Annotated in this window: 12 protein-coding genes and 3 riboswitches; of the genes, 10 read left to right on the top strand and 2 right to left on the bottom strand. The window is 35.0% G+C overall.

Translation table 11 applies throughout. The annotated features are described in order from the left end of the window. Nucleotides 1-26: 26 nt before the first annotated feature. Nucleotides 27-704 (top strand): uracil-DNA glycosylase, encoded by a 678-nt coding sequence (locus D2K62_RS07155; protein ID WP_112179811.1) that lies wholly within the window; start codon nt 27-29, stop codon nt 702-704. Nucleotides 705-747: 43 nt separating this feature from the next. On the opposite strand, the gene ytvA is transcribed toward D2K62_RS07155, so the two are convergent. After that, nucleotides 748-1,530 carry a YtvA family blue-light photoreceptor gene (gene ytvA, locus D2K62_RS07150; RefSeq protein WP_369974641.1) on the bottom strand — a complete coding sequence of 261 codons (783 nt, stop codon included), beginning with the start codon at nt 1,528-1,530 and terminating at the stop codon, nt 748-750. Between the two features lie 134 nt (nt 1,531-1,664). Here ytvA and D2K62_RS07145 point away from each other — a divergent pair, with 134 nt between their 5' ends. The 7 genes from D2K62_RS07145 to D2K62_RS07115 all read left to right on the top strand — a co-directional run bounded on the left by D2K62_RS07145 (nt 1,665) and on the right by D2K62_RS07115 (nt 12,296). Further along, nucleotides 1,665-2,753: a hypothetical protein gene (locus tag D2K62_RS07145; RefSeq protein ID WP_112179813.1), complete on the top strand. Its 1,089-nt coding sequence runs from the start codon at nt 1,665-1,667 to the stop codon at nt 2,751-2,753. Nucleotides 2,754-2,942: 189 nt separating this feature from the next. Further along, nucleotides 2,943-4,310, top strand: a complete 1,368-nt coding sequence (locus tag D2K62_RS07140) for a TrkH family potassium uptake protein (RefSeq protein ID WP_112179814.1) — start codon at nt 2,943-2,945, stop codon at nt 4,308-4,310. 181 nt (nt 4,311-4,491) lie between these two features. Beyond that, nucleotides 4,492-5,454: an AAA family ATPase gene (locus D2K62_RS07135; protein ID WP_112179815.1), complete on the top strand. Its 963-nt coding sequence runs from the start codon at nt 4,492-4,494 to the stop codon at nt 5,452-5,454. Next, a complete protein-coding gene (locus D2K62_RS07130; RefSeq protein ID WP_112179816.1) occupies nt 5,454-6,713 on the top strand; it encodes a DUF58 domain-containing protein in 1,260 nt (419 codons plus the stop codon). Before D2K62_RS07135 ends, D2K62_RS07130 begins: the two co-directional genes overlap by 1 nt. Then, nucleotides 6,713-8,920 carry a DUF4129 domain-containing transglutaminase family protein gene (locus D2K62_RS07125; protein WP_112179817.1) on the top strand — a complete coding sequence of 736 codons (2,208 nt, stop codon included), beginning with the start codon at nt 6,713-6,715 and terminating at the stop codon, nt 8,918-8,920. The genes D2K62_RS07130 and D2K62_RS07125 overlap by 1 nt, the downstream gene beginning before the upstream one ends. A gap of 27 nt (nt 8,921-8,947) precedes the next feature. Next, nucleotides 8,948-9,049, top strand: a riboswitch (purine riboswitch). Between the two features lie 86 nt (nt 9,050-9,135). Then, on the top strand, nt 9,136-10,683 hold the full coding sequence (gene guaA, locus D2K62_RS07120; protein ID WP_112182634.1) for a glutamine-hydrolyzing GMP synthase: 1,548 nt from the start codon (nt 9,136-9,138) through the stop codon (nt 10,681-10,683). A gap of 115 nt (nt 10,684-10,798) precedes the next feature. After that, nucleotides 10,799-10,898, top strand: a riboswitch (purine riboswitch). A 93-nt stretch (nt 10,899-10,991) separates the two neighbouring features. Continuing rightward, nucleotides 10,992-12,296, top strand: coding sequence for an NCS2 family permease (locus D2K62_RS07115; RefSeq protein WP_112179818.1), 1,305 nt, complete (start codon nt 10,992-10,994; stop codon nt 12,294-12,296). Nucleotides 12,297-12,348: 52 nt separating this feature from the next. On the opposite strand, the gene D2K62_RS07110 is transcribed toward D2K62_RS07115, so the two are convergent. After that, nucleotides 12,349-12,783, bottom strand: coding sequence for an Hsp20/alpha crystallin family protein (locus D2K62_RS07110; RefSeq protein ID WP_112179819.1), 435 nt, complete (start codon nt 12,781-12,783; stop codon nt 12,349-12,351). A gap of 212 nt (nt 12,784-12,995) precedes the next feature. On the opposite strand from D2K62_RS07110, the gene D2K62_RS07105 reads away from it, so the two are divergent. Both D2K62_RS07105 and D2K62_RS07100 read left to right on the top strand, forming a co-directional pair. Beyond that, the gene (locus tag D2K62_RS07105) at nt 12,996-13,583 is read left to right on the top strand and encodes a DUF2179 domain-containing protein (protein ID WP_112179820.1); all 588 of its coding nucleotides are present in this window, start codon (nt 12,996-12,998) and stop codon (nt 13,581-13,583) included. Further along, entirely contained in the window at nt 13,537-13,779 is a 243-nt protein-coding gene (locus D2K62_RS07100) for an NETI motif-containing protein (protein WP_112179821.1), read from the top strand. The genes D2K62_RS07105 and D2K62_RS07100 overlap by 47 nt, the downstream gene beginning before the upstream one ends. 80 nt (nt 13,780-13,859) lie before the next feature. Further along, nucleotides 13,860-13,959, top strand: a riboswitch (purine riboswitch). The last annotated feature ends 154 nt before the right edge of the window (nt 13,960-14,113 follow it).

The following is a 14,113-nucleotide window of genomic DNA, read 5'->3' as shown; positions in this document are numbered from 1 at the left end:
AAAGTGTAAAAGGAGTTGTCATTAAGTTGAATAAACAAATAGTAAAAAACGATTGGGCAGAACTTTTAGCAGCAGAATGGGAGAAGCCTTATTTTCAGAAATTAACTAGCTATCTAGATAAGGAATATAAACAAAATACTATCTATCCGGAGATGGATAGTATTTTTAATGCTTTTCATTATACGTCTTTTGAAGATGTGAAGGTAGTTATTCTTGGACAAGATCCTTATCATGGACCAGATCAGGCACATGGACTCAGTTTTTCTGTTAAATCAGAAGTGAATATTCCACCTTCACTTCGAAATATTTTTAAAGAATTACATAATGATATTGGTTGTCCAATACCAAATCATGGCCATTTAGGTAAATGGGCAGAACAAGGTGTTTTACTATTAAATAATGTGTTAACAGTAAGAGGAGGAAAAGCACATTCACATCAAAATATGGGATGGGAAATTTTCACTGACAATGTAATTGAGTTATTAAATAAAAAAACGACTCCTATTGTATATATTTTATGGGGAGCTGCTGCTCAGAAAAAACAATCACTCATTGATAAGACACTTCATTATCTTGTTAAAGCACCACATCCAAGTCCATTGTCTGCATATAAAGGTTTTTATGGTAGTAAGCCGTTTTCAACTACCAATCAGTATTTGAAAATGTTTGGTAAGAAAAAAATTGATTGGGAATTACCTAAATAAATAAGGTTGTTTACCCATTTAAGGATGAACAACCTTATTATTTTTAGTTAACTAAAGCAACCAATGCATCTTTTACTGTCCGATACGTTCGCAGATGTTTTAATTTTTCACCGATAACTATTGTCTTGATTGCCAACTCTGGCCGAATACCAGTAAGGACAAGCTGTGTACCAATTAATGAGGTTAAATCGTGCATCTTAAGGATAGAAGATGCTACATATGTATCTACTTTATATAAACCGGATAGATCTAAGATTAAATAGTTATCCTTTGATTTCGTTAAATAATTCGATATAGTTTCTGAAAGTTTATCTAGCCGATTATGGTCAATGGAACCAATTAACGGTAAAATAGAAACACCATCACTTATTGGAACTATTGGTGTAGAAATCTTCTCCATTTCACTCAATGTCTCGGTTAAAATCCGTTCTTTATCTTTCGTGATGGTTATATCTTTTTGTACGCCAACAAAATAAAGTTTTTGTTCCTCTTCTATCCACATGGGATCAACTGTTAGTTCATTCCAAAATCCCGTTCCGTCTTTTTTATAATTATATAGTTGAACGGTGACTGTTTTTTCTTTTAATACAGCCTCGCGTATACTAGTAATCGCAGCTTGGTCTGTTTCTTCCCCTTGTAAGAACCGACAATTATTCCCTGTTATTTCGGCTTCCTTGTAACCAGTCATCTTCGTAAATCCTTGATTAGCAAAAATTACTGGGTTATCTGGTAAGGATGGATCGGTAATAATCAATCCAACTTTAGTATGATCCAAAGCTTTTTCGAATAAATAACTTTTGGTTGTTTTGCTATTGATCACAGAAATGCCCCTATTCATTTTTTAAAGGAATTATCTCATTAATTCTACTGAAAATCAATGAAATCATTATTATATGATTAGCTATGGCTACAATTGGGTAGTAATTTATATAATGGAAATACTAGTAAGTAGGTGAGTTAATGAGTCAAATTAGAATTGGATTAATCGCTGCACCTGAGTTACCACAGGAAATTTCAAATGACATTATCAATCAATTACCTGATATAATCTCTAAGGGGATTGATGGAAATGTTGAATGGGAAGTTGAGATAGTCGTTGATCCTTTAACAGGAGCTGCAGAAACGGCTAAGGAAGTTATTGATGAAGCTATTGACATAAAACAAGAAAATAATTGGGATTACGCTATATGTTTAACAGATTTACCGCTTTTTGCTGAAAAAGATATTGTGTTATCAGATATTAATTTTCATCAAAATATTGCTCGTATTTCCCTTCCAGCATTCGGTTTTACTCCAATGCGAAGTCGTGTTAAAAAGACGTTTGTTAAAATTGTAAGGGAAATGTATGAGCAGACCTTGAACGAAGAAAAGGATGAGTGGAAACGACCCTTTCGTTTTTCACCTATTCGCAGAATCACCGCACCTGTTGGAATGAATGAAACGGACATAAGATACGTACTTACCCCAAGAATTAATGGTTTGCTAAGACTGGTTTTTGGAATGACGAGGGCAAATCGACCTTGGTCAATAATCTCTTCATTTAAACCAATCATTGCGATAGCGTTTGCTACTGGTGCCTATGTTCTTGTTTTCCCCACGCTTTGGGAGCTTAGTGCGGCTTTTACTTATACAAGATTGATTAGTTTAATGTTTGTTGCCGTATTAAGTATGGTAATTTGGATGATCACCTCGCATCATTTGTGGGAAGGTAAAGCATCGAAAAGTAAAAAGAAATTGAGGCGCCTTTATAATGAAGTAACAATTAGCACACTTTTACTAGCTGTATTATTTTATTATGTTGTTTTATTCATCATCTTTTTAATGGCAGTTAGTTTTTTCGTACCACCAGAACTGTTTAGTGAAAAAGCAAGTTTAGATGGGCCGGTAGATTTAAAAAACTTTATCGATCTTGCTTGGTTAGCGACTTCTGTAGCAACATTAGCTGGATCAATTGGTGCAGGTGTGGAAAATGAAGAGCTAGTCCGAAATGTAGCGTATGGTTATCGTCAAAACCGTCGTTATAATGAATTGTATAAGAAAGATAGTTAGGAATGAAAACATCTTATTTTGTATCTATATAAAGTAGATATAAGTTTAAGGTGTTTTTTGTTAGGATTAGGTAAACTTATAATTAAGAATCAAAAGCGTGTAGTCTATTTATCCAAAAGTAGTTTCAATCAATTCATAATATGGTACACTTACAACTAGTTTTGCTACTATCATTTAAGGAGCTTCATTATGCAACTATTTTCCAAGCCATTCAAAATTACGAAGCAACTCTCCACCGTACAACTAATTGTGTTGTTTTATGTATCGGCAGTGGCATTTTCCACCCTGTTACTAAGCTTCTCTTTTTTTAAAGAGGACGGCATCACATTATCGTTTATTGATACATTATTTACGGCGATCAGTGCGATTAGTGTAACAGGATTAACAGTTGTTTCAACAGCTGAAACGTTTAATACTGCAGGACATATTGCATTGGCTTTTATTTTGCAATTTGGTGGCATTGGTATTATGACTTTAGGAACATTTATTTATATTCTTTTCGGCAAGAAAATTGGTCTTCGAGAAAGACAGTTAATCCGAATTGATCAAAACAGGACAACTTTATCTGGACTTGTTAAATTAATGCTTAAAATATTACAAATTATTATAATTATTGAGTTGATCGGTACTGTAATATTAAGTACTTACTTTTTGACTTACTTTGATACGTGGCAAGAAGCCCTTATACAAGGATTTTTTGGTGCTGTTAGTGCAACAACAAATGCTGGATTTGATATAACAGGTAATTCTTTAATCCCTTTCGCTAACGATTATTTTGTGCAATTTATTAATATGGTACTACTTATATTAGGCGCAATTGGATTCCCAGTATTAATTGAAGTACAAGAGTTAATACGTGGTAAACATGAAGGTGTTAATGAAAGAAATGTATTTTCTTTATTTACGAAATTGACATCAATTACATTCTTTTCATTAGTTATTATTGGTGCTGTTCTTATTTTCGTGTTTGAACGAACGAATTTCTTTATGGATAAAACATGGCATGAATCATTATTTTATAGTTTGTTCCAGTCCGTTACTACGAGAAATGGTGGTCTAGCAACGATGGACATGAATGAATTTTCTATTCCGACGTTATTGACAATTAGTGGGTTAATGTTTATTGGTGCCTCTCCGAGTAGTGTTGGTGGTGGAATTCGGACGACAACATTCGCAATTATGTTACTAAGTATCTATAACTATGCGAAGGGAAATACAACAATTAAAGTATTTGGTAGGCAAATTGATCAAGAAGATATTATGCGTTCCTTTATCGTTATTACCACAGCAAGTATGTTGTGTGTCGTTTCGACTATTGTGTTAGCGGCAACGGAAAATCTACCAATGATCGCTGTGTTGTTTGAAGTAACATCTGCTTTTGGAACAACAGGATTATCGCTGGGCATTACACCAGAATTATCGTCGTTTGGTAAATCTGTAATTATGTTTTTAATGTTTGTTGGACGAATCGGTATTTTCTCCTTCTTATTTATAATTAGAGGGAAAGTACAAAAAGACGTATTCCGTTATCCAACGGAAAAGATGATTATTGGTTAGTAATAAGTAAAGGTAGGCTACTTTTTTGATGAAGTGTCTACCTCTTTCAAAAAACAATGCATGTCATTCCTTGAATTTCCTATTCACTCTACTTGCAATATCGAAACCCTCTTGTAATATAGTTAGTAGATAGAAAGTAACTTTTTATTAAAATAAGTAAGTTGGAAGGAGAACAGCTTTCATGACGCACCAGACAATTGACTATCATCCACAAATTAAAAAGGTACTAGATAATATTAATAAAGTTATTGTTGGTAAGGAAGAAGTTAGTACTCTAAGTATTGTAGCGTTATTAGCTGAAGGACATGTGTTATTAGAAGATGTACCCGGAGTAGGTAAAACAATGTTAGTGCGAACAATAGCTAAATCTCTAGATTGTGAGTTTAAACGAATCCAATTCACCCCAGATTTATTACCATCTGATGTTACAGGTGTATCCATATATAATCCAAAAGAATTAAACTTTGAATTTCGTAATGGACCCATAATGGGAGATATTGTTCTCGCAGATGAAGTGAATAGAACATCTCCAAAGACACAGTCATCCTTATTGGAAGCAATGGAAGAAAGAAGTGTAACAGTTGATGGTCAAACAATTAACTTACAAAGACCATTCTTTGTTATGGCGACCCAAAATCCAATTGAATATGAAGGAACCTATCCCCTACCAGAAGCACAACTAGATCGTTTCCTATTAAAATTAAAAATGGGTTATCCAACTGAAGAACAAGAATTGCAAATGTTAGAGGCTACGGCTAAACAGCACCCAATTGAAAGAATAGACGCTGTATTAGATAAAACTGAATTATTGCAATTACAACAGCAAGTTAAAGAAGTATATATTGATAAAATTGTTCAGAACTATATTATTCAATTAGTTAAAAGAACGCGAGTAGATAATGCCATTTATTTAGGTGCTAGTCCAAGGGCGTCTATTGCTTTAATGAAAGCGGCCAAGGCCTTTGCTTTTATTCATAACCGTGATTATGTGTTACCGGATGATGTGAAATATTTAGCACCATTTGTATTATCACACCGGATTATTTTAACATCTGAAGCGAAATTTGAAGGTCTAGATGCTCACAATCTTATAACTCAACTGATAGTAACTGTATCTATACCAATGCGGAAGGAATTTTCTTAATGAAGGGTGGTTTAAAGCTAAGTGGAAAGCTGATCCAGTTAAGTCTTCTTTTCGGAATTTTATTTTCATACACGATGTTTCAAGGTGGATTTGTTAGTGGATTTCTTTTTTATGCTTTTTTACCCGTTTTTTGTTATTTCCTTATTTTCTTACTTTATCCATTGTCGACTTGGAAAGTGAAACGTACGCTTTCAAGAAATGTCACCCAGGCTGGTAATAGTGTGGAAGTGACGATAGATTTAGAAAGAAAAATTGGAATGTTTTTACCATACCTTATAATCGAAGACTGTTTTTCTGCTTCATTAGAACCAATTTATCAATCAAACATGGTTTGGAAAAAAGTTAATGATAAAGCCCAGCCAAGAAAAACGGAAAATAAACAAGCCGTGTTTCCACTGTTTAAAAGAAAAATTCGTTTGTCTTATCGATTTACAGATTTACCACGCGGTGCGCATCATTTCGATAAAGTAATGATAAAGACAAGTGATATTTTTGGTTTTATGGAGAAAACAGCAACCTTTTCAGTGGAAAATAGTATCGTTGTGTACCCAGAGAAAAAAGAAATAGCAATCAAAAAGCAACGGAATAACTTTGAGGAAGGTGCTAAAGCCTCTTATTCTTTGCAATCCAGAAACACACATGTTGTAACAGGTGTAAGAGAATATATGCCAGGGGATAGATTCTCTTGGATAGATTGGAAAACAACAGCAAGAAAGCAAAGTTTAATGACAAAAGAATTTGAACAAGAAAAAAGCACAGATGGCTTCCTTGTTTTAGATACAAGTTATTCAGAGAGTTTTAATGGGATGGGTGTTGAGGCAAGTGTTGTGTTGGCGCGTTCAATCGTCCATTATTTTGATAGGAAATCTACTAATATAGGTTTATTGTCTTTAGGTAGTGAAGTAGCTTATTTTCCTCCGCAACAAGCTAGTATGAAAGAGATGCTTCATTATCAGCTGGCCACTTTAAAACCACATAAAAATGGTCGATTTGCAATGAAGTTAACAGAGCATATAAACCAGATGCCTAGTAATCTATTTATTCTTATATTAACAACAGAAGTAGACCATGCGTTGGTACAAGCTTTGAAACAAGTACAACAGAAAAGTAAACAAATAATTATATATATATCTAAACCATCTTATTTGCTGTCAGAGGAAGACAACCGATTGATCCAACAAATGCGATTAGGCGGGATGATCGTAGATGTAATAACAGAAGATGTTCTACGCCAAGATGTAATTGAGGTGAGTATGTAATGAAGTACCATAAAAGATTTTGGAATCCCTCGCTTGTCTTTTCAATCCTACTGTATCTTTGTGGATTTATCTTGTTTTGGGAATGGCTTCGACCATTAGAATTCATTTCGGATACAGGTAATATTACGATGTTCATCGTATATGCGGTTTTTTGTTTTTTTCTTTCCACTTTAAAAGTTAAGTGGTGGATTTCAAGTCCCTTAAAAATAATAGGGATGTTGTTTATAATAGATGGCTTGTTTCTTCAACAAACGATAGGAACACAACAATGGTTTAAAGACTTTGTCTTTCAAATACAGTATAATGCGGAAATGATTGGAGATCATCAATGGTACCAGTTGACGCCATTTTTTAGAAGCTTATTGTTTCTTATTTTACTCTGGTTGATGAGTTACTTGCTCTATTATTGGTTTGTTGTAGTAAAACGAGTCTCCTTATTTATCATACTCACATTCATCTATCTGACAGTTTTAGATACGTTTACGGTCTATCAAGCTGACGCTTCTATTGTGAGGACATTTATCATTTCGATGTTTGCATTAGCGATATCAGGATTCTCAAATCAGATGGAGAAAGAATCTGTAAGACCACACTATGGCAAGTGGTTTGGATCTATCCTTATTCCTGTTCTTATCCTCTTACCATTAGTAACGTTACTTGGTTATAGTGCACCTAAATTTGATCCTAAATGGCCTGATCCAGTACCGTTTTTAACCAGTACTGCTGAAAATGCAGGTTTTGGGGAAGGTGGTAATAGCTCATTACAGAAAGTTGGTTATGGGGAAGATGATTCGCAATTAGGTGGCTCTTTTATACAAGATGATACACTGGTCTTTGAGGCGAGAGTAGAACGAAGTCACTATTGGCGTATTGAATCGAAAGATAGGTATACAGGAAAAGGATGGGAGCGGTCTACAGATTTAGATTATCAAGCACAGACGAATGGGAATATCGATTTAGCGTTATTTTCTGATGAAGTAGAAACACGTGAATTAAATGGAACCATTCAATATACCGATGAAGTGAATTTTTCAAAAGTTGTCTATCCATATGGGATTGAAAAAGTCAGTGGGGCTGATCAGGTGAGTTATTTACTAGATCAACAGACTGGTATAATTGAAGCGGAAGGCCCCGAGCAACAGGGAGTTTTAGCTACCCATGATATCGTATATCAGTATCCTTCTTTCTCGTTAAATCTATTAGAAAATGCAGGGGATAATGATCCGAATCATATAACAGATTTATATTTGCAACTTCCAAATGAACTTCCGAACCGTGTAGTTGATTTAGCAGAAAGCATTACAATGGATGATGAGACACGTTATGACAAAGCAAAGTCCGTCGAACGCTACTTTAGTCAAAATGGTTTTGACTATCAAACAGAAGATGTCGCTATACCCGGTCGCAATGATGATTATGTTGATCAATTTTTATTTGAAACACAAATTGGTTATTGTGATAACTTTTCAACATCAATGGTTGTACTGTTACGTTCTTTAGACATACCAACGCGTTGGGTCAAAGGTTTTACGGGTGGTCAAATTGCTAATGACCAAGTGATCACTTCAAATACAGAAAATACGTATCAAGTAACAAACGGAAATGCACATTCATGGGTAGAAGTTTATTTTCCTGACGTAGGTTGGGTACCTTTTGAACCGACTATCGGCTTTTCTAATACTGTTGACTTTTATCAAGAAACAAATACAGATCAAGATAATGATACAGAAACAGAAGAAACTGCAACCGAAGATGAGGAAGAAGAACAAGTAGAGGAAGAACAAGCACAAGAGATAGACGAGAAAGAAGAAACAGTAGGTTCTAGCGCAACGCAAAATGATAGATGGTACTTCCCTGTTATCGTAGTCATCGTTCTTATGATTTTGGTTAGTCTAGCGATTTTTACACGATATCGTTGGTTAAGTTTTATTTATGTAAGACGATATAACACATTTAAGGATCAACAATCGCTAGATAAGGCGTATCATTTTCTGTTACGTGTATTACAGCATAAAGGAATAAATAAAACAAAACAACAAACGCTTCGAGAATATGCTAGAGATGTGGATGCTTATTTTGAAACAAAGCAAATGAGTGAATTAACGAACTTTTACGAGCGTGCTTTATATAGAAATGAACAAGACCTTAAAAACAATGTAAAAATGCAAGAATTATGGGAAAACGTATTAAAGCGTTTATGGTCTTGACCAGTAGATAAGGCACTGATAGAATGATATAAATATTATTAATACCTCTGTATATACTCGAAAATATGGTTCGAGAGTTTCTAGCGAGATACCTTAAATATCTTGACTATGGAGGCGGATTGATTGATGTGTGTGCAGAATCTGCCTTCTTATATTATATAGGAGGCAGATTCTATGTATATAGAAGGTAGGAAAGATAGGGATGGATGGAGGAGATGACTAACGTGCAAGTAAATAACGAATTGATTCTTGTTTTAGACTTCGGGAGTCAATATAACCAATTAATAACAAGGCGTATAAGAGAATTTGGTGTATATAGTGAGCTGCATTCTCATCGGCTAACAGCTGAAGAAATAAAAGCGATGGCACCAAAAGGCATTATTCTTTCTGGTGGACCACATAGCGTATATGACGAGAATAGTTTCCGTTGTGATGAGGGGATTTTTGACTTAGATATTCCGGTGTTTGGTATCTGTTACGGTATGCAACTAATGACGCATCATTTTGGAGGCAAGGTGGAGCGAGCCAATCAACGCGAATATGGTAAAGCGGATATTCAGGTAACAGATCAAGCGAGATTGTTTACAGGAACGCCAAATGAACAAACGGTTTGGATGAGTCATAGTGATAAAATTATTGAAGCTCCAGCTAACTTTGTAATAGAAGCTACTAGTTCATCTACACCAATTGCAGCAATGAGCAATAATGAAAAAGATTTATATGGTGTGCAATTCCATCCTGAAGTACGAAATACTGTCTATGGCAATGATTTGTTAAAGCAGTTTGTTTTTGGCGCATGTGACTGCACGGGTGACTGGACAATGGCAAACTTCGTTGAACAAGAAGTAGAGAAATTACAAGAAAAAGTAGGCGATCGCAAGGTGCTGTGCGCCTTAAGTGGTGGAGTAGATTCTTCTGTTGTAGCGGCTCTTATTCATAAAGCTATAGGCGATCAATTAACATGTATTTTTGTTGATCATGGACTTTTACGTAAAAATGAAGGCGAAATGGTGATGGAAACATTCCAAGATGGCTTTAATATGAATATCATAAAAGTAGATGCACAAGAGCGCTTTTTAAGTAAATTAAGAGGTGTAATAGATCCAGAGGAAAAACGTAAAATTATTGGAAATGAATTTATTTATGTTTTTGATGATGAAGCAGAGCGTTTGAAAGATATGGATTTCCTTGCACAAGGAACGCTCTATACAGATATTGTTGAGAGTGGAACGGAAACAGCTCAAACAATAAAATCCCACCACAATGTTGGTGGATTACCAAAAGATATGCAATTTGAATTACTTGAACCACTTAATACATTGTTCAAAGATGAAGTTCGTGTATTAGGTTTAGAGTTAGGTCTTCCAGAAGCAGTTGTTTGGAGACAGCCGTTTCCTGGACCAGGTCTTGGGATCCGTGTATTAGGAGAAGTTACCGACAAAAAGATTGAAATCGTTCGTGAATCTGATGCAATCTTGCGTGAAGAGATTCAGTTAGCTGGACTTGACCGTGATATATGGCAGTACTTTACTGTCCTTCCAAACATCAGAAGTGTTGGTGTGATGGGTGATGCTCGAACATATGACCATACAATTGGTATCAGAGCTGTCACTTCCATTGATGGGATGACATCTGACTGGGCGAGAATCCCGTGGGAAGTACTAGAGAAAGTATCAACTAGAATTGTTAATGAAGTAGATCATGTCAATCGCATTGTCTATGACATAACGAGTAAGCCACCTTCAACGATTGAATGGGAATAATTTGAATGAAGTTGAATGACGAAAGGGCATAACCGAACGATGGTTGTGTCTTTTTAAATTAATATTCGTTATTAGCTTGACTGATTTTCAATTCCTTAGTATCATAAGAAATGTAATTTAATAAAAAGAGAACCGTCGTATAATCTTGAGAATAAGGCTCTAGAGTTTCTACTGACCACCGTAAATGGTCTAACTACACAGAAGGATAAATGAGTACACTATGTTTATTTGAATCTTCTGAATAGTTAGAAACACTTTTGCCGCTGGTAAGGGTGTTTTTTAATTCGACGAAAGAGGGGGAAATAAAAGTGAAGAATTTTTTTGAATTTGAACAACTTGGAACAAATTATCGTACAGAAATTATTGCAGGTCTTACAACGTTCTTATCTATGGCTTATATTTTATTTGTTAATCCAAGTACATTAACTGTTGATGGTACTACTGGTATGGATCCAGGTGCAGTGTTTACAGCTACGGCGTTAGCGGCAGCTGTTGGTACACTCGTTATGGGATTACTTGCGAAATATCCGATCGCATTAGCACCAGGAATGGGTTTAAATGCATTCTTTGCTTATACGGTTGTATTAGGTTATGGCATCCCATGGGAAACTGCACTTAGTGGTGTACTCGTTTCGGGACTTATCTTTGTTCTATTAACACTTTCTGGGCTGCGAGAAAAAATTATTAATGCGATACCATCTAGTTTAAAAATGGCTGTAGGTGCAGGTATTGGTCTCTTTATTGCTTTTATTGGGTTTCAAAACTCTGGAATTATTGTTGGTGATGAAGCTACAATGGTGGCACTTGGTGATATTACAAGTGGGAACACACTCTTAGCTGTCTTTGGTGTAGTTATCACGGTCATTTTAATTACACTAGGTATCAAGGGTGGTATTTTTTATGGAATGGTCGTTACCGCAATTGCCGGTATGATTTTTGGTTTAGTTGATGCACCTAGCGCTATTGTTAGTGCACCTCCTAGCTTAGCGCCAACATTCGGTCAAGCATTTTTACATTTAGGTGATGTATTTACATTGCAAATGGTCGGAATTATTTTAACTTTCTTGTTTGTTGACTTTTTTGATACAGCTGGTACATTGGTTGCTGTTGCGACTAAAGCAGGTTTGATGAAAGATAACAAATTACCTAAAGCTGGTAAAGCGTTGTTCTCTGACTCTACTGCAACAGTTGTGGGAGCAACATTAGGTACATCAACTACTACTGCCTATGTGGAATCGGCGACTGGGGTAAGTGCTGGTGGACGATCAGGTTTCACAGCAGTTGTAACAGCCTTTTTCTTTTTATTGGCTTTGTTATTCTCACCATTATTAAGTGTTGTCACATCAGCAGTAACGGCACCAGCTTTAATTATTGTTGGTGTCATGATGGTAACAGCATTAAAAGATATTGAATGGGACCAATTTGAAATTGCGGTTCCCGCCTTTTTAACTGTTATTATGATGCCACTTGCATATAGTATTGCAACAGGAATTGCATTTGGTTTTATTTTCTATCCAATTACGATGCTTGCAAAAGGGAAAGGTAAAGATATTAATCCTATTATGTGGTTCTTATTTATTGTCTTTGTTCTCTATCTTGCATTTTTAAGCTAATTGTTATAAAAGAAGTTTTAACTGCGTACAATCAGTTAAAGCTTCTTTTTCATTATTCTTCATCTAATTGGTTAATTTCTAGTCGTTTTTTCTTGCTTTTTTCTTGCATTAGCCGATGTAATCGAATGATTAATAATCCATACTGATATGTCGCCTCAATTTTATCTTCACGGACAGGATAAGGTAAGTCTAGTTTTCGGTTAAATGTTCCGTGTAAAATTTCTTCCTTAATAATCTGACCACGATGATGTTCAATCGTAATTGTACCGTTTAATTCTAGTTCAGTTTGGTTAACAAAAATATCAATTTTTTTACTATCTTTTAATCCAGGAAGGCTTACATAACAAATGATTTCTTTCTCTGTTTGATACATATTTATGTGTGGAATCGGTGGTTTAAGTACATCGTCAAATTCGTTCCAAAACTTATCTCCAAAAAAATGATCCATATTTTGCTTCCAATCCTGCATGTGTTCAAATGGTTTCATAGCAGCATCCTCCTTATAAGACATTCTACTTGTGTTATTCCTTTCATTTTTATTAAAATCAGCTACAATAGAAGTGAATCTTAGTTGCAGTTTATGCAGCTTTCCTAGTCTGGGTGATTAACATAATAAAGAACGAATAGACGTAAAATGGTTAATTGAACAAGGATTGTGGAATTATAGGTAATATAATATAAATATGGGAGGACTTTAGTTTGTTAGAGAATGCATTAGTCATGCTAGGTATCATTTTAGCTATTAATATTGTATATGTTTCCCTTTCAACGTTAAGAGTTATCTTAACGTTGAAAGGGAAAAGATATGTCGCAGCAGGTATGGGTATGTTTGAGATTACGTTTTATACTTTGGGCTTAGGTTTAGTCCTAGATAATCTTGATCGTATTGAGAACTTAATTGCCTATGCGGTAGGTTATGGAATTGGTGTTATTGTTGGTTCGAAAATTGAAGAAAAATTAGCACTTGGCTATATAACAGTCAATGTAATTTCATCTAATCCTGATATTCAATTTACGAAGCAACTACGTGATAAAGGCTATGGTGTAACCAGTTGGTATGCATACGGTATGGATGGTGATCGACTATCGATGCAAATTCTGACTCCAAGAAAGTATGAATTAAATTTATATAAAACAATTAAAGAAATTGATCCAAAAGCATTTATTATCGCTTACGAACCAAAACAAATTATTGGTGGTTTCTGGGTGAAACAAGTAAAGAGAGGACGAATTTCAAAAAGTGTCGAACAACAACAAGAAGAGGCGGAAAGACAACCAGCCGAATAAAAAGAGGTTTGTACTGGAAGAAGGAGAAACAATTGATGCTTGTTTAGATCGGATTAGAGAAGCTGGCTATCAACCAATCAGACGATCGGAGAAACCAATATTCCAAGAAAAAATCCAAGGTGATCAAAATAGTCTAGAACCTGTTGCAAGAGAGATTACCTTTGATACTGTACGACTAAACACGAACGTTAATTAATAAGGATATTTAATCGTTCGATATTAATTGACGTATTATCATTTCCTTGTTATCATAAATATGCAACACAACAAATCTAATAAACTAAATAATAAGTACCTCATATAATTTTGGGAATATGGCCCAATAGTCTCTACCCGTTACCGTAAATGATGGACTATGAGGGAAGATGATTCATTGCTACATTTATTCTATAGTCACGCTTTGGAGAGGGTTCGTGGTAGAACGTTCAGTTATATTCTTAATTGTATAACGTTAGTGAACGATTCCTTTCAAGAGACGATAGATGAATGCTGTAGTGCTGTTTTTACTTGTGCAATAATGTCAACAACAA

The sequence above is a fragment of the Paraliobacillus sp. X-1268 genome (assembly GCF_003426095.1).
GTDB classification, from domain to species: Bacteria; Bacillota; Bacilli; order Bacillales; family Amphibacillaceae; genus Paraliobacillus_A; species Paraliobacillus_A zengyii.
The sequence above is the reverse complement of the archived record's forward strand: the minus strand, read 5'-3'. Positions and strand labels throughout refer to the sequence as shown.